The following is a 14,412-nucleotide window of genomic DNA, read 5'->3' as shown; positions in this document are numbered from 1 at the left end:
TTCGCCAGCCTTTGCTCGACATAAAAAAGGCGCTGAGCCATATGGCCCAGCGCCCAATGGTGCTCAACAGCGCCCGGCTGAAGCAAGGCGAATCCGAGTCTTCCCCGCCCCCGCGAGCTCCGCGTGCCTAGCGAATGTTGTAGAACGCGGCCTTGCCGGCGTAGCGCGCGCTGCCCTCGAGCTCGTCCTCGATGCGGATGAGCTGGTTGTACTTGGCGATACGGTCGCTGCGGCACGGGGCGCCCGACTTGATCTGGCCGGCGTTGACGCCCACGACCAGGTCGGCGATCGTGGAGTCCTCGGTCTCGCCGGAGCGGTGGCTCACGATGCAAGCGTAACCGGCCTCCTTGGCGGTCTCGATGGCCTCGAGCGACTCGGTGAGCGTGCCGATCTGGTTGACCTTGACCAGGATCGCGTTGGCGGCGCCCAGCTCAATGCCCTTCTTGAGGCGCTCGGTGTTGGTGACGAACAGGTCGTCGCCCACCAGCTGCACCTTGTTGCCAATGCGGCGGGTAAGCTCGACCCAGCCGTCCCAGTCCTCCTCGGCCATGCCGTCCTCGATGGAGATGATGGGATAGGTGTCGACGAGCTTCTCCCAGTAATCAACCATCTGGGCGCTCGTGTACTCCACGCCCTCGCCCTTGAGCTCGTACATGCCGGTCTCGGCGTTGTAGAACTCGGTCGAGGCGGGGTCCATGGCGTACATGAAGTCGACGCCGGGCTTAAAGCCGGCCTTCTCCACGGCCTTGGTGATGTACTCGAACGGCTCGGCATTGGTCTTGAGGTTGGGCGCAAAGCCGCCCTCGTCGCCCACGCCGCCGCCCAGGCCGGCCTCGTGCAGCACGCCCTTGAGGGTGTGGTAGACCTCGGCGCACCAACGCAGGCCCTCGGCAAAGCTCGGGGCGCCCACCGGCATGATCATGAACTCCTGGAAGTCAACGTTATTGTCGGCATGCACGCCGCCGTTGAGGATGTTCATCATAGGTGTGGGCAGCAGATGAGCGTTGACGCCGCCCAGGTACTGGTACAGCGACAGGCCCGCCGACTCGGCGGCGGCGCGGGCAACGGCCAGCGACACGCCCAGGATGGCGTTGGCACCGAGCTTGGTCTTGTTGGGGGTACCGTCCGCGGCGATTAGCGCGGCATCGACGGCGCGCTGATCGAAGGCATCGAGGCCCACGACGGCGTTAGCGCACTCGTTGTTGACATGCTCGACGGCCTGCGAAACGCCCTTGCCCAGGTAGCGGTCCTTGTCGCCATCGCGCAGCTCGCAGGCTTCAAAGGCGCCGGTCGAAGCACCCGAAGGCACCATTGCGCGGCCAAAGCTGCCGTCCTCGAGCACGACCTCGACCTCGACGGTGGGATTGCCGCGGCTGTCGAGCACCTCGCGACCGTAGACGTCCAAAATATCGCTCATGTTGTCTCCCTCTCACTTGAAAACGTAGTGGATGCAAGCGACCGGCTGACCGTGCACCGTCGGTGCGCCTCCGTAAGTTAGCCATATCGCACTTTTTGCATTATGCCCTAAGTTAGCCGAGGGATACACTTGATTTTCGAAAAATTTAGCGGGAACGATGAGGCGTGTCGGCCCGTCGTTCCCGCAGTCTTACTCCTCCGCCTTTGCGGCATCCCACAGGTCGTTGAGGCCGTGGGTCGAAAGCTCGGCCAGACCCACGTTGGCGTCGGACGCCATCTGCTCCATCGCAGCCCAGCGGCGGCGGAACTTTGCTGTGCTGGCACGCAGGGCGCTCTCGGCGTCAATCCCCTCCTTGCGCGCGACGTTGACCAGGGCAAAGAGCAGGTCGCCAAACTCCATCTCGCGCTCGGGCGAGCCAGGGGCCTCGGCCTCAAACTCGGCACGTTCCTCGGCGACCTCGTCCCACACGTCCTGGACCGTCTCCCACTCAAAGCCCACGGCAGCCGCCTTGCGCGACACCTTCTGAGCCTGCATCAGCGCCGGCAGATGCGTGGGCACGCCGTCGAGCAGACCCTCGGGCGCGGCCTCGCCCGCCGCCACGGCCTTGTCCTTGGCAGCCCTCTCGGCAAGCTTGACCTCGTCCCAAATCTTGAGCACCTCGTCGGAGCTGTCGGCATCCACATCGCCAAACACGTGCGGATGACGGCGAATGAGCTTGGCGTCGATATCGCGCGCCACGTCGGCCAGCGTAAACTCGCCGGCGTCCGCCGCGATCTGCGCATGCAGCACGACCTGCATGAGCACGTCACCCAGCTCCTCGCGCAGGTGAACCGCGTCGTCCGCCTCGATGCAGTCGAGCGCCTCGTAGGCTTCCTCGATCATGTTCTTGCCAATGCTGCGGTGCGTCTGCTCGCGGTCCCACGGGCAGCCGTCGGGCTGACGCAAGCGCCAGACGGTCTGCACCAGATGTTGTAGCTCGGCCGACGCGTCGACCAGCGTGGACAAATCGCGCGAGCCCTCGGCATTTTGCTGAGCCATGTGCTGCGCCATGGTTAGTCCTCCTCCAGGATCACGTGGCGGAACGCTCCGCCCTCGTAGATGCCGTAGCCGTGCGTGCCGTCCTTGGGGATGCTCACGCTGCCGGGGTTGAAGAGCCACAGGCCCGGGTGTGCGGCGCTTTCCTCGTTGACCTTGATGTGCGTATGGCCGTAGACGAGCGCGGAGCCCTCGGGCAGCGCGGGCGCGTGGTCGACGCTGTTGTGCATGCCGGCGCCAAAGACATGGCCGTGCGTCAGGAACAGCTCGCGGCCGGTCTCGTCGAACAGCGTGGCGTAGTCGGCCATGACGGGGAAGTCGAGCACCATCTGGTCGACCTCGGCGTCGCAGTTGCCGCGCACCGCGATGATGCGGTCGGCCAGAGCGTTGAGCAGCGGGATCACGCGCTTGGGGGCGTAATCGCGCGGCAGGTCGTTGCGCGGACCGTGGTAGAGCAGGTCGCCCAGCAGCACAATGCGATCGGGCTGCTCGGACTCGATGGCGGCGCAAAGGCGTTCGGTCCAATATGCCGAGCCGTGGATGTCGGAGGCGATGAGGTATTTCATGGGGAGATCCTTTCGAATGGGGTTGATGGGGGCTGAATACGGGATCCGGCGGATGCGGAGCCCATCTACCGTGTTACTCGAATCGCAGTGCCGCGCTCTGAGCCGCCTGCATCACGCGTTGGAGCGGCACGCCATGTTCGCGGGCAAGACGGGCGCAATCCTCGTACTCGGGAGCCGCGCGCTCGCTGCCGTCGGGCAGGGTCGCCACCTTAACGGATACCTCGCCCCATGGCGTCGTTACGCGCTCAAAGCGGCGTGGCAGGCAAACGCGTTCCATCACCTGGCGACGAATGGCGTTGGTCGTGGTCTCCAAAAAGATAATCGTCTGCAAGCGCTCGATATCATCGTGCGAGCAGATTACCTGCAGCTGCCAGCCGGGGCGGCCCTTTTTGCAGTAAAGCGGCAACCAATGCACCTCGCGGGCGCCGGCCTTGCGCAGGCAATCGGCAGCGTAGGCAAGCACCTCGGGCGACGCATCATCGATGTCGCACTCCAGTTTGACGATAGTTTCGGGCGCATCAGTCTCGCGAGACAGCGGGGATGTGCTATCGCATTGCATACGGTCTGGATCCTTTCCGCGCGGGCTCGTTTTGTTCACCCAAACGCTAGCACATCGCAGGCTGCGCGAGTGTGACGGCGCGTGATGAGCGCGATTTTCCTTGTCGACAAGAAACCGACACTCCACCGCCCCGGCCAAACATGTACATCAGCCTCCAAACATGTCATTATTTGCAGCTTTTGGAGGCTGACGTACACGTTTTGAGAGCAAGCGAGGCCGCACCACGCGCCGCGCAACCTTTCCAATCGATTTCGATCCCCGGCGTGCCCGGCGTGTTGAGAGCTGCGCCATTACAATGAAGCGGATTCGCTTGACGCAAAGGAGCCGCTATGCCCATGTGCCCGCTGGTCGATTGCCATACCCACACCTCGTTTTCGGACGGGCATGCCTCGTTTGAGGACAACGTCCGTGCCGCTGCTGCGGCCGGCTGCCGCGTCATGGTCTCGACCGACCATCTCACCCTGCCCGCCAGCATGGATGCTAACTGCGAGGTGCAGGTTACTGAGGGTGACCTCCCGGCGCATCGTCTGGCTTTTGAGGACGCTCGCAATCTTGCCGCTCAGATTGCGCCAGAACTCACCTTTATCTACGGTTTCGAATGCGATTGGTACGAGGGCTGCGAGCCTTTGGTTGAGCGCTGGTCCCAGGGCGCCGTCGTGCGCCTGGGCAGTGTGCACTGGATTGGCAACCCAGGCGATATCATGGCCGGTGCCGCGGGTACGGCGGGAACGGAGGACGTCGCTCGTCCCGATACGCCCGATTCGCGCTGCGGCTGGATCGACGATGACACCAACCTGCACGTTTGGGAAAACCTGGGGGTACGCGGCGTGTGGGAGCGCTATGTCGATGACTGGTGCCGCGCCTGCGAGAGCCCGCTCAACTTTGATGTGATGGCTCACCCCGACCTGGTCATGCGCTTTTCGAAGGAAGGCTTTGCGCCCGATTTTGATCCCGCACCGTTTTGGCAGCAGATGGCAGAGTGCGCGCACGATACGGGCCGCCGCGTTGAGGTCTCGACGGCCGCACCGCGCAAGGGCTTGGGCGACTACTACCCCGCAACCGGTCTTTTGCGCTGCTTTGCCCATGCCGAAGTGCCGATCACCTTTGGCTCGGACGCGCACCGCGCCTGCGATATCTGCTGGAACATCCGCGAGGCCCAGGCGCACGCCTACGACTGCGGTTATCGAACCTTCGACATCCCCCACGCCACCGGCGAATGGGAATCCACGCCCCTCGCCTAGCCATCCCTTCATAAGTTGCGGTGAAATAGGGATTGTTTTGCTTGATGAAGCGCTTAAACAGTCCCTATTTCACCGCAACTTCCATGACCCCGTTACACCAACAAAGACTGTCCCAAACGACTAGTGGCGGCGGGCGTTGAGCTCGCCGGCCAGTTCGTCGAGGGTGATGCCGTAGCGCTCGAGCGTCACGAGCAGGTGGTAGAGCAGGTCGCCGGCCTCGTAGCGGATGTGATCGTGATCGTTATCCTTGCAGGCCATGATCACCTCGCTCGCCTCCTCGGCAAGCTTCTTGAGCAGCTCGTCCTCGACGTCGGTCAACAGACGAGCGGTGTAGCTCTCCTGCGGCGATGCGTCGCGACGGCCGTGAATCACCTCGGCGAGCCCCGTCAGCGTCTCACCGATATTTCCATCCTGAACGTTTGCGGTGCGCACACCCATAGTTCAATCCTTTCTGGTTGGCCAAGCGCCTAGTCGAGCGCCCGTCCTACGCGAGTTTCTTAAAGAAGCAGGTACGGTTGCCGGTGTGGCAGGCCGGGCCCGGAGAGTCAACCTTGACCAGCAGCGTATCGCTATCGCAGTCGGCCCAGAGCTCCTTGACCGCTTGCATATTGCCGCTCGTCGCGCCCTTGTTCCAGAGCTCCTGGCGACTGCGGCTCCAAAACCACGTGGTACCGGTCTTGAGCGTCAGCCCCACCGACTCCTCGTTCATCCAAGCAACCATAAGCACCTCGCCGGTGTCATATTGCTGAACCACACAAGGAATCAATCCTTTGGCGTCGTATTTAAGATCCGCTGGAGTAGTAATTTCTCTCATTTCAATTCCCCAATTTAAACATCGCCGGTCGGCGAGGGTTGTCCAGGTGCCCGAGATTCCGAGCGACAAGCCCGACGACGCGTACTTAAGTACGCGAGGAGGGTTGGAGCCGGAAGGTCGGGTGCCTGGACAAGCCGCAGCATTAGAAGTCCAATCTCACAGGAATGCCCTGTGAGGCCATATACTCTTTGACTTCGCGAATGCTGAACGTCCCAAAGTGAAAGACGCTGGCCGCCAGTACGGCGTCGGCTTCGCCCTCGATCACGCCCTCGGCGAAATGCTCGAGCGTGCCCACGCCGCCGCTCGCGATGACGGGAATCGGCACCGCGCGCGCCACAGCACGGGTGAGCGCCAGGTCAAAGCCGGCCTTGGTGCCGTCGCGATCCATACTGGTGAGCAAGATCTCGCCGGCGCCGCGACGAGCCGCCTCCTCGGCCCACGCCACCGCGTCGATGCCCGTGGCGTTGCGGCCGCCCGCCGTGAAGACCTCCCACTTGTCGGCACCAGATGCGCCGGGCAAACCGACGCGCTTGGCATCAATCGCCACGACCACGGCCTGGCTACCAAACGCCGCGGCAGCCTGGCTAATCAGCGACGGGTCGCGCACGGCGGCAGAGTTGAGCGACACCTTGTCGGCACCGGCTGCAACCATGGTGCGCATGCCCGCCAGGTCGCGAAAGCCGCCGCCCACGGTATAGGGAATGGCTAGCTCCTCGGCCGCATGCGCTGCCATCTCGATGGTCGTCGCACGGTTGTCGCTCGTGGCGGTAATGTCCAAGAAGACGACCTCGTCCGCACCCTCGCGGTCGTAGGCGCGCGCCAGCTCCACCGGATCGCCCGCATCGCGCAAGCTCACAAAGTTGACGCCCTTGACCACACGGCCGTCCTTGACGTCCAGGCAGGGAATCACGCGCTTGGTAAGCATGGGCTACTCCTCCCCTCGGGCGGCGGTCAGCGCCTGTACCAGCGTAAAGTTGCCCTCGTAGAGCGCGCGACCGGTAATGGCACCTTCAATCGCGCCCTCACCCACTGCGGCCAGCGCGCGAATGTCGTCGAGCGTCGAGATGCCACCCGATGCCACGACGGGAAAGCCCGCGACCTCGGCCACATGGCGATACGCCGCCGCATCGATGCCCGTCTGCATGCCATCGCGCGCAATGTCGGTATACACCAGATGCTTAAAACCCAGCTCGGAAAGCTGCGCCACGGCGTCGTCGAGCGCCACGCCCGCGCCGTCACGCCAGCCATTCACCTTGACCTGGCCGTCGCGTGCGGCGATATCTGCCACCAGCAGCTCGCCAAAGCCGCGAGCCGCCACCTCGGCAAATCCTGGCTCGGTCACGATCACCGTGCCCAGCGCGATGCGACGCGCGCCATAGCCGGCAAGCTCGTCGATGCGTGCAAGCGAGCGAACGCCGCCGCCCACGTCCACGGACAGACCGTCGATGCCGCAGATAGCCTTTATCGCCGCCGAGTTGGCAGCGCACGCGTCCTCGTCCTCGCCAAAGGCAGCGGATAGGTCGACGACGTGCACCCAGCTCATGCCCTGCTCGGCAAAGGAGCGGGCAACGGCCACGGGGTCGTCGGAATATACCTTGCAGCGGCTGCGGTCGCCGCGCTCCAGGCGCACGACCTTACCGCCGATCAGATCGATTGCGGGAAACAGGATCATCGGCCGGCCTCCTCGGCGATGTTGACGAAGTTCTTAAGGATGCGCTGACCCAGCGCGGAGGATTTCTCGGGATGGAACTGGCAGCCCCACACGTTGCCACGGCGCACGATGCACGGAAAGCTCCGCGTATAGTGCGTGCGCGCCAGCACATCGGCGGCATCGGCATCGTCGGCCACCGCGTAGCTGTGGGTGAAATACATGTTGGCACCTTCGGCAAAACCGGCAAGCAGCGGATCGGCCGCGCCGGCGGGCGTCATGTGCACCTGGTCCCAGCCCACGTGTGGAACCTTCAGGCGACTCGACTCCAAGCGCGTGCACGAGCCACGCATAATACCCAGGCCATCGACCCAGAGACCGCCAGCCTGCTCGGGGGTGTTGCCATCGGCAACCGCGCCCTCGTCCGCAGGCACGCCCTCGTTGCCGCGCTCAAAAAATAGCTGAAGGCCCAGGCAGATACCGAGCAGCGGAGTTCCGGCGGCGACGGCATCGAGCGCCGCGTCCGCCTCGCCGCTCTGGCACATAAAGGCGATCGCGTCATAGAACGCGCCCACGCCCGGGATGACCAGGCCGTCGGCATTGCGGATCTGCTCCGGATCGTCCGACGTGCAGGCGGCGGCACCGGCGCGCGCAAGCCCGCGCACGACGCTCGACAAGTTGCCCTTGTGGTAATCGACCACTACGATCTTCGGTTCGCCCACGCGACCCCTCCACTTCTCATCATCCAAAACCACCACAAAGGGCACAGGCACCTTCGTGGTGGTTTTACCCTTGTGACGGTTACAGCGATCCCTTGGTGCTGGGGATACCCTGCGCGCGGGGATCGAGCTCGCAGGCGTGGCGCATCGTGCGGCCCACGGCCTTAAAGGCGGCCTCGATAATGTGATGCGAGTTACCACCCACCAGCTCGCGCACGTGCAACGTGAGCTTGGCGCCGCGCGCAAAGGCGTAGAAGAACTCGACGGCCAGCTCGGTATCGAAGCTGCCCACGCGCTCGGTCGGCACGGGCAGCTCGCAGTAGGCCTGTCCGCGGCCCGAAATATCAACAGCAGCCATCACAAGCGTCTCGTCCATGGCAATCGCCGCGTCGGCAAAGCGCGTAATGCCCGCCTTGTCGCCCAGCGCCTGGCAAAACGCCTCGCCCAACACGATACCCGTGTCCTCGACGGTGTGGTGCGCATCGACCTCCACGTCGCCCACCGCGTGCACCGTCAGATCGAACAGACCATGGCGGCCAAAAGCGTTGAGCATGTGGTCGAAAAACGGCACGCCGGTCGAGATATCGCACACGCCGCTTCCGTCCAGGTCGAGCTTTACGACAATGTCGGTCTCGCCCGTCTTGCGGGTCACCTCGGCATAGCGGTCCATCTACATCTCCTCCTTCACCAGCGCGGCAAACGCAGCCAGCACCTCGTCGTTTTCCTGCGGGGTACCCACGGTAATGCGTAGGCAGTCCGCGAGCCCCGGCGCGTAGCTAAAGTCGCGCACCAAAATCGAATACTCGTCGCGCAGACGCTCGCGCACGTGCGTGGCATGCGGCGTGCGCACGAGCACAAAGTTCGCCGCGCTCGGCCACGCCTCCACGGGCAGACCCTCGGCAGCCATTGCGTGCAGGGCACACAGTTCGCGCTCCCGCTCGGATGCAACCTGTGCCACCACGGGTGCGTACGCATCGCGAGCACGTACGCAGGCAAGCGCGGCGGCCTGGCTCAGCACGTTAACCGAATAGATCTGGCGAATCGCCGCGAACACGTCGATGACCTCGGGCGCCGCAATCACATAGCCCAGACGCGCGCCGGCGGCGCCAAACGCCTTGGACAGCGTATGCAGAATCACCAGGTTGGGATACTCGGCGATAAGCCCCTGCGCCGTGGTAGCCGCGCCAAACGAATCATCGGCAAACTCAACGTAGGCCTCGTCGACCATGACCATGCCGGGGCACGCATCGCACAGGGCCGCGACAAAGTCGAGCGGCGTCACATCGCCCGTGGGGTTATTGGGCGAGGTCACGATCGCCAGATTGCACTCGGGCGCCGCCGCAAGCACCGCCGCCTGGTCGAGCTCAAAGGTCGCCGGGTCGCGCCACACATCGCGCACCTCGGTCTGACAAAGCGACGCAAAGAACGCATACTCACTAAAGCACGGCGGGCAGTTGAGCAGGGTCCGTCCCGCGCCGCCAAACGCCAGCAGGTAGTTATAGAGCAGCTCGTCGCCGCCGTTTCCCACGCAGATGTTCTCACGCGCCACGCCATGCCAGGCAGCAAGCTCATCGCGTAGGTCGTTGGACATGGGGTCGGGATAGCGGTTGAGCGGCGTGGCAGCCAAGGCCGCATCAACCGCCTCGCGCACGCCAGCAGGTACGGGATAGGTGTTCTCGTTGGCCGAAAGATTGATGCGCGTGGGCGTAAAGTTGGGATCGTAGGGCTCGATACCGGCCAAGTAGGGCTGGACGAGCTCCTTCATGCGGGGCGTCAGCTCGGCCATATTAGGCCTCCCCGCCGGTCGCGCCAGCGCCATCCGAGCCTGCAGCCGCCAGGTCCACGCCCTCGGTGACCGTCGCGGTCGTATCACCCGGCCAGGCGACCTTGGTCAGGTCGGCCGCAGCCAACGACTCGGCACTCACGGCATCCTCGCCCTGCTCCAGCACGCGACGACGCAGGGCGGCAGAGAGCGCGTGCGCCCACAGGCCCTCGGCCTCGGCCAGGCGCTGCGTAGCGGGAGCATCGGAGAGCAGGCCTTCGGGCGTATAGCAAATGACACTCGAGCGCTTAACGAACTCTTCGACCGAAAGCGGGTTGGAGAACATGGCCGTGCCGCCGGTCGGAAGCGTGTGGTTGGGGCCGGCGACGTAATCGCCGAGCGGCTCGGAGCTCCAGGCGCCCACAAAGATGGCGCCGGCGTTGCGAATGCCGCCAAGCAGGCCCATCGCATCCTTGCAGTGCAGCTCCAGGTGCTCGGGCGCCACGGTGTTCACGGCCTCGACGGCGGCAGCCATATCGGCGGCCACCACGATGGTGCCTTCGTTGTCGAGCGAGGCGCGCGTGATCTCGGCACGCGGCGACTGCGCCACCAGGATGTCGATACCCGCCTCGACCTCACGCGCAAACTGCTCGTCGCAGGTCACCAGATAGCAAGCTGCCAGCGGATCGTGCTCGGCCTGGGCCATCAGGTCGGCCGCAACCACCATAGGCTTGGCCGTGGCATCGGCCAGCACACAGACCTCGGAGGGGCCGGCAACCATGTCGATACCCACGTCGCCCGAGACAATCTGCTTGGCAGCGGCGACAAAGGCGTTGCCCGGGCCGGTGATCTTGTCGACGCGCGGAATGGTCTCGGTACCGTACGCCAGCGCGGCCACAGCCTGAGCGCCGCCCACCATATAGATCTCGTCCACGCCGCCGAGCTTTGCCGCGGCGAGCGTGTAGGGGCTGATCAGGCCGTCCTTTTGCGGCGGCGTCACCATGACCACGCGCTTGACGCCGGCAACCTTGGCGGGAATGGCATTCATGAGCACCGTGGAGGGATACTGCGCGCGACCGCCCGGCACATAGATGCCAGCCGCCGCGAGCGGGGTCACCTTAACGCCGAGTATCGTGCCGTCCGGGCGCGTGGTAAACCAGCTCTGCTCGACCTCGCGCTGGTGGAACTCACGAATCTGGCGTGCAGCCTTCTCGAGCGCCGCGACAAAAGCGGGATCGAGGCCTTCGAGCGCGGCATCGATCTGCTCCTGCGGCAAGCGGAAGCTCTGCAGCTCGACACCGTCAAAACGCTGACAGTAATCGCGCACCGCGGCATCGCCGTTGGCACGCACGTTGGCCACGATATCGCGGGCGGCGTCGACGATGTTTTGCGGCAGCACGCCCTTGCGGTTGAGCTGGTTGGTAACGAGGCGCTCACCGGGAGCAAGCTTGATGATCTTCATATCGGTATCCCCTATCGGTCGAGGTTGTGTTCGAAAAACGAGAGGCCGGGCGGCGGCGCCAATCGGCCCGCAGCCCAGACGTTGGGACGCCCGTGCGTGCTCGCGCTATTGTGCCGAGCCCGCAACGGGCTCAAAATGCTTGTCCTTCACGGCCGCGGCCAAGCGATCTGCCAGATTGCGCACGCGCGGATCCAGGCGCGCAGCACCCGGGTTGACGAAGAAGCGGGCCGTACAGTCCATAATGCGACCGGTGATGACCAGGTCGTTGTCGCGCAGCGTGGCGCCCGTGGCGGTAATATCCACGATGCGATCGGTCATGCCGACAATGGGACCCAGCTCGATGTTACCGTGCAGCGAAACGATATCGGCGTTCACGCCGCGCTCGGCATACCAGGCACTCGCGATGCGCGGGTACTTGGTGGCCACGCGAAGCGACCCGCGACGGGCATAGTTGCGCTCGGCCTGACCGGCGCGCCATGCGGGCTCCGCCTCGATAAACGTGCACAGGCCATAGCCCAGGTCGACCAACTGCAGCAGGTTGAGGTCTGCCTCAATGAGCGAGTCCCAACCGCAGATGCCGCAATCGGCACCACCGCAGCCCACAAAGGCAGGCGCATCGCTGGGACGCACGATGACAAACTCGATATCGCCGACCGCGCCCCCGCCGGCACGCGTGTCGCAGCCGCGAACAATCAGGTGACGGCCGGGGTCACGCAGCTCGGAGACGTCCAGGCCCGCAGCCTCAAGCACGTCGAGGGTATCGGCCTTGAGCGAGCCCTTGGGCACGGCGATACGCAGCGGACCCTCGGCGCCACGGCCCACGGCGTGGTCGCCATCGGAAGCGGCGTCCTCGGCCGAGGTGCGCGCGGCCTCCAGACGCTCGAGCGAAAAGGCGAAGCCCGCCGCCGGCACCTCGATGCCGTCGCCAAACGCGCCTGTAAAGATGGAGTCGTAGCGTCCGCCCGAACCGACTGGATCGGGCAGGCCGCCGGCATAGGCCTTAAAGACCAGGCCCGTGTAGTAATCAAACGAGTTCATGATGGAGAAGTCGAACGACAGCACCTGGGCCTCCTCGGGGGCCAGGCCCTCGACCAGGGCACGCAGCTCGCGCGTGAGCGGCGCGACAATGCCCGCCGCTGCCAGCAGCGTATCGACGCGGTCGAGCACCTCGGCACCACCGTGCAGGCGTGGTAGCTCGCTAATGGCAGCCTTAACGGCCTCGGGTTCGGCGCTTGCCGCCACACGGGCATCGAGGCCCACAAAGTCGTTGGCGTGCACGCAACGCAATGCCTCGGCAGCCAGTTCGCGGTCCTCACAGGCCGCGAGCAACTCCTTAAACGGACGCACGCTACCTGCGATAATGCGCGCATCGGGCAGCGCCAGCTTGCGCACGGCCTCCGCCACGAGCGAGACGATCTCGACATCGCCCGCGGTATCGCCCGCACCGATAAGCTCAAAGCCCAGCTGCGTAAACTGACGCGAGCCGCCGGCATTGCGCTGGCACTCACGAACCACCGGCGCCTCGTAGCGAAGGCGTAGGGGCAGGTCGGCCGCACGCATGCGGGTCGAAACCAGGCGCACGATCGGCAACGTGTTGTCAGGACGGACCACCAGCAGGCGGCCGTCGTCATCAAAGAGCTTAAACGGCGTGTCCGCAATGCGGCCGCCTTCCTCGAGTGAGCCCTTGTCCTCGAGCAGCGGCGTCTCAACCGGCAGATAATGATGCTCCCTAAAGCAGCCCTTCACCGTCAGCGCGATCTCCTCGCGCGCCTGAGCCTCCTCGGGCAATATGTCCCGGAATCCCCACGGTGTGGCCGTCATCTGGTGAGCCTCCTCATGCTGTGTTGCATACAGAACAAACGACCGGCATAGCTCCGCCGGTCTTTTGGGTACTTTAGCATACTAGAGTGCTTGCGGGGAAAATCCTTGTCCGCAGCTCACACCGTATTCATTTGGAAACATAGGGGCAGGTTGCCGCAACCCAACCCCACCTAGGCGCCAATCGCACGACGATACTCTGCCATTACCTGTGCATCGGCAGCTGCGGGGTCAGCAAAATAGCGCCAGTCATAGGTCTCGGCCGAAACAACTCCGCGATAGCCGCGCGCCACCAGCCTATCCAGGTCGGCGCGCATATCGCGGTCGCCGTCACCCCAGGCAAGATGCGTCGTGCCGTCTGCCGCAACATCGACAAAATGCACGTGGGCGACATCATCGCCAAGCAGATCGAAATAATCGTCGATGGTATCCCCCGCCACCGCCATAGCGCCCAAATCCAGACACGCCTTAAGTGCCGGATGATCAACTGCCTCGATCATGCGCTTCGTATCGGCCGCCGAGTTCACGATCATCGACTCAACCGGCTGTAGGGCCTCGAGCACCAGTCGCACGCCGCGTTCTCCCGCATGCTCGGCAATCGCACGCAGCATCGAGGCGCTGCGACCCCACGCGTCCTCGATCGGCTCGTTCAAAAATGCCCAGCCGCTCGAGACCATGACCTGCTCGGCTCCAAGTTCCGCCGCGATATCCACAACGTTCTTAAAGTACGCGAGCGTGCGGGCGCGCGCCTCATTCCCACGCGCCGCAATATTCCACGGCTTGGGGTTGTTCTGTTCGGGACAAAGCCCCACAATCCGAACGCCATACCGCTGTGACAGCTCCCGCACCTGCTCGAGCGAATCGTATCCATGGCAATCAACATACAGATGCATCGCCCCGGTCCAAAGCTCGCAACACGTGTAGCCCGAGGCTGCTGCCGAAGAAAAGAATTCCTCAAGGTCAAAATAACGATGGCTGATATTCATGACGGCAAGCAGGGGGTAGCTCATAATTACTCTCCAACCTAAACGAGGCCCCGTTCCATATAGGAGCGGGGCCCAATTACATAAACGTTATTTGCTCTTAGTAGTCGAACTGGTGATAGTAACGACGGTAGTTGAGGTTGTGCTTGGTGACCGTCTCGTAGTAAGCGGCAAGGCGATCGGTAATCAGCGAGGAGAGGATCCACGGAGACACGATGACGCGGAACTCGTCGTCAAGGCCGGGGATCGCGAACTCGGCGGTGTCGATGATGTTGATGTCAGTGTCGCCGGTCACGCCGCGGGTCAGGAAGGCGCGGACGCGCTCGTCGAGCTTGCGGTTCTCGTCCTCGCCCATGAACAGGAACACGGGGACGCCGGGCTCCACGAG

General features: G+C 64.1%; 15 protein-coding genes and 1 pseudogene. 1 reads left to right on the top strand and 15 read right to left on the bottom strand.

The window, feature by feature from the left end; translation table 11 throughout:
* Nucleotides 1–127: 127 nt before the first annotated feature.
* The 4 genes from eno to larC all read right to left on the bottom strand — a co-directional run bounded on the left by eno (nt 128) and on the right by larC (nt 3,577).
* Nucleotides 128–1,417 (bottom strand): phosphopyruvate hydratase, encoded by a 1,290-nt coding sequence (eno, locus tag AAA069_RS06700; protein ID WP_349127900.1) that lies wholly within the window; start codon nt 1,415–1,417, stop codon nt 128–130.
* 189 nt (nt 1,418–1,606) lie between these two features.
* Nucleotides 1,607–2,467, bottom strand: coding sequence for a nucleoside triphosphate pyrophosphohydrolase (mazG, locus tag AAA069_RS06695; RefSeq protein ID WP_349127899.1), 861 nt, complete (start codon nt 2,465–2,467; stop codon nt 1,607–1,609).
* A 2-nt stretch (nt 2,468–2,469) separates the two neighbouring features.
* Nucleotides 2,470–3,018, bottom strand: coding sequence for a phosphodiesterase (gene yfcE, locus AAA069_RS06690; RefSeq protein WP_349127898.1), 549 nt, complete (start codon nt 3,016–3,018; stop codon nt 2,470–2,472).
* A gap of 73 nt (nt 3,019–3,091) precedes the next feature.
* On the bottom strand, nt 3,092–3,577 hold the full coding sequence (gene larC, locus AAA069_RS06685; protein ID WP_117769946.1) for a nickel insertion protein: 486 nt from the start codon (nt 3,575–3,577) through the stop codon (nt 3,092–3,094).
* Between the two features lie 329 nt (nt 3,578–3,906).
* Between larC and AAA069_RS06680 the strand changes: the two genes are divergently transcribed.
* Nucleotides 3,907–4,818, top strand: coding sequence for a PHP domain-containing protein (locus AAA069_RS06680; protein ID WP_349110708.1), 912 nt, complete (start codon nt 3,907–3,909; stop codon nt 4,816–4,818).
* A 120-nt stretch (nt 4,819–4,938) separates the two neighbouring features.
* Here AAA069_RS06680 and hisE read toward each other — a convergent pair whose 3' ends face one another.
* The 11 genes and pseudogenes from hisE to AAA069_RS06625 all read right to left on the bottom strand — a co-directional run.
* A complete protein-coding gene (gene hisE / locus AAA069_RS06675; protein ID WP_343007406.1) occupies nt 4,939–5,256 on the bottom strand; it encodes a phosphoribosyl-ATP diphosphatase in 318 nt (105 codons plus the stop codon).
* A gap of 46 nt (nt 5,257–5,302) precedes the next feature.
* The gene (hisI, locus tag AAA069_RS06670) at nt 5,303–5,632 is read right to left on the bottom strand and encodes a phosphoribosyl-AMP cyclohydrolase (RefSeq protein ID WP_195544821.1); all 330 of its coding nucleotides are present in this window, start codon (nt 5,630–5,632) and stop codon (nt 5,303–5,305) included.
* 142 nt (nt 5,633–5,774) lie between these two features.
* Nucleotides 5,775–6,557, bottom strand: a complete 783-nt coding sequence (hisF, locus tag AAA069_RS06665) for an imidazole glycerol phosphate synthase subunit HisF (protein ID WP_099432268.1) — start codon at nt 6,555–6,557, stop codon at nt 5,775–5,777.
* Between the two features lie 3 nt (nt 6,558–6,560).
* Nucleotides 6,561–7,304 (bottom strand): HisA/HisF-related TIM barrel protein, encoded by a 744-nt coding sequence (locus AAA069_RS06660; RefSeq protein ID WP_349127897.1) that lies wholly within the window; start codon nt 7,302–7,304, stop codon nt 6,561–6,563.
* On the bottom strand, nt 7,301–8,002 hold the full coding sequence (hisH, locus tag AAA069_RS06655) for an imidazole glycerol phosphate synthase subunit HisH (protein ID WP_349127896.1): 702 nt from the start codon (nt 8,000–8,002) through the stop codon (nt 7,301–7,303). Before hisH ends, AAA069_RS06660 begins: the two co-directional genes overlap by 4 nt.
* 79 nt (nt 8,003–8,081) lie before the next feature.
* Nucleotides 8,082–8,669 carry an imidazoleglycerol-phosphate dehydratase HisB gene (gene hisB, locus AAA069_RS06650; RefSeq protein ID WP_349127895.1) on the bottom strand — a complete coding sequence of 196 codons (588 nt, stop codon included), beginning with the start codon at nt 8,667–8,669 and terminating at the stop codon, nt 8,082–8,084.
* On the bottom strand, nt 8,670–9,785 hold the full coding sequence (gene hisC, locus AAA069_RS06645; protein ID WP_349127894.1) for a histidinol-phosphate transaminase: 1,116 nt from the start codon (nt 9,783–9,785) through the stop codon (nt 8,670–8,672).
* 1 nt (nt 9,786) lies between these two features.
* Entirely contained in the window at nt 9,787–11,223 is a 1,437-nt protein-coding gene (gene hisD, locus AAA069_RS06640; protein ID WP_349127893.1) for a histidinol dehydrogenase, read from the bottom strand.
* Between the two features lie 105 nt (nt 11,224–11,328).
* Nucleotides 11,329–13,044 carry an ATP phosphoribosyltransferase gene (hisG, locus tag AAA069_RS06635; protein WP_349127892.1) on the bottom strand — a complete coding sequence of 572 codons (1,716 nt, stop codon included), beginning with the start codon at nt 13,042–13,044 and terminating at the stop codon, nt 11,329–11,331.
* A gap of 170 nt (nt 13,045–13,214) precedes the next feature.
* Nucleotides 13,215–14,051 carry a sugar phosphate isomerase/epimerase gene (locus AAA069_RS06630; RefSeq protein ID WP_349115311.1) on the bottom strand — a complete coding sequence of 279 codons (837 nt, stop codon included), beginning with the start codon at nt 14,049–14,051 and terminating at the stop codon, nt 13,215–13,217.
* A 73-nt stretch (nt 14,052–14,124) separates the two neighbouring features.
* A pseudogene (locus tag AAA069_RS06625) lies at nt 14,125–14,412 on the bottom strand (SIS domain-containing protein); the annotation flags it as partial.

It is taken from the genome of Collinsella sp. CLA-SR-H006 (assembly GCF_040097075.1).
GTDB lineage: Bacteria > Actinomycetota > Coriobacteriia > Coriobacteriales > Coriobacteriaceae > Collinsella.
Note: the sequence above shows the minus strand (reverse complement) of the source record. Positions and strands in the feature narration are given on the sequence as shown.

What these genes read in the sequence shown, in the direction of transcription:
- eno (WP_349127900.1), bottom strand. Translation starts at nt 1,417, where the DNA reads ATGAGCGATATTTTGGACGTCTACGGTCGCGAGGTGCTCGACAGCCGC.
- mazG (WP_349127899.1), bottom strand. Translation starts at nt 2,467, where the DNA reads ATGGCGCAGCACATGGCTCAGCAAAATGCCGAGGGCTCGCGCGATTTG.
- yfcE (WP_349127898.1), bottom strand. Translation starts at nt 3,018, where the DNA reads ATGAAATACCTCATCGCCTCCGACATCCACGGCTCGGCATATTGGACC.
- larC (WP_117769946.1), bottom strand. Translation starts at nt 3,577, where the DNA reads ATGCAATGCGATAGCACATCCCCGCTGTCTCGCGAGACTGATGCGCCC.
- AAA069_RS06680 (WP_349110708.1), top strand. Translation starts at nt 3,907, where the DNA reads ATGCCCATGTGCCCGCTGGTCGATTGCCATACCCACACCTCGTTTTCG.
- hisE (WP_343007406.1), bottom strand. Translation starts at nt 5,256, where the DNA reads ATGGGTGTGCGCACCGCAAACGTTCAGGATGGAAATATCGGTGAGACG.
- hisI (WP_195544821.1), bottom strand. Translation starts at nt 5,632, where the DNA reads ATGAGAGAAATTACTACTCCAGCGGATCTTAAATACGACGCCAAAGGA.
- hisF (WP_099432268.1), bottom strand. Translation starts at nt 6,557, where the DNA reads ATGCTTACCAAGCGCGTGATTCCCTGCCTGGACGTCAAGGACGGCCGT.
- AAA069_RS06660 (WP_349127897.1), bottom strand. Translation starts at nt 7,304, where the DNA reads ATGATCCTGTTTCCCGCAATCGATCTGATCGGCGGTAAGGTCGTGCGC.
- hisB (WP_349127895.1), bottom strand. Translation starts at nt 8,669, where the DNA reads ATGGACCGCTATGCCGAGGTGACCCGCAAGACGGGCGAGACCGACATT.
- hisC (WP_349127894.1), bottom strand. Translation starts at nt 9,785, where the DNA reads ATGGCCGAGCTGACGCCCCGCATGAAGGAGCTCGTCCAGCCCTACTTG.
- hisD (WP_349127893.1), bottom strand. Translation starts at nt 11,223, where the DNA reads ATGAAGATCATCAAGCTTGCTCCCGGTGAGCGCCTCGTTACCAACCAG.
- hisG (WP_349127892.1), bottom strand. Translation starts at nt 13,044, where the DNA reads ATGACGGCCACACCGTGGGGATTCCGGGACATATTGCCCGAGGAGGCT.
- AAA069_RS06630 (WP_349115311.1), bottom strand. Translation starts at nt 14,051, where the DNA reads ATGAGCTACCCCCTGCTTGCCGTCATGAATATCAGCCATCGTTATTTT.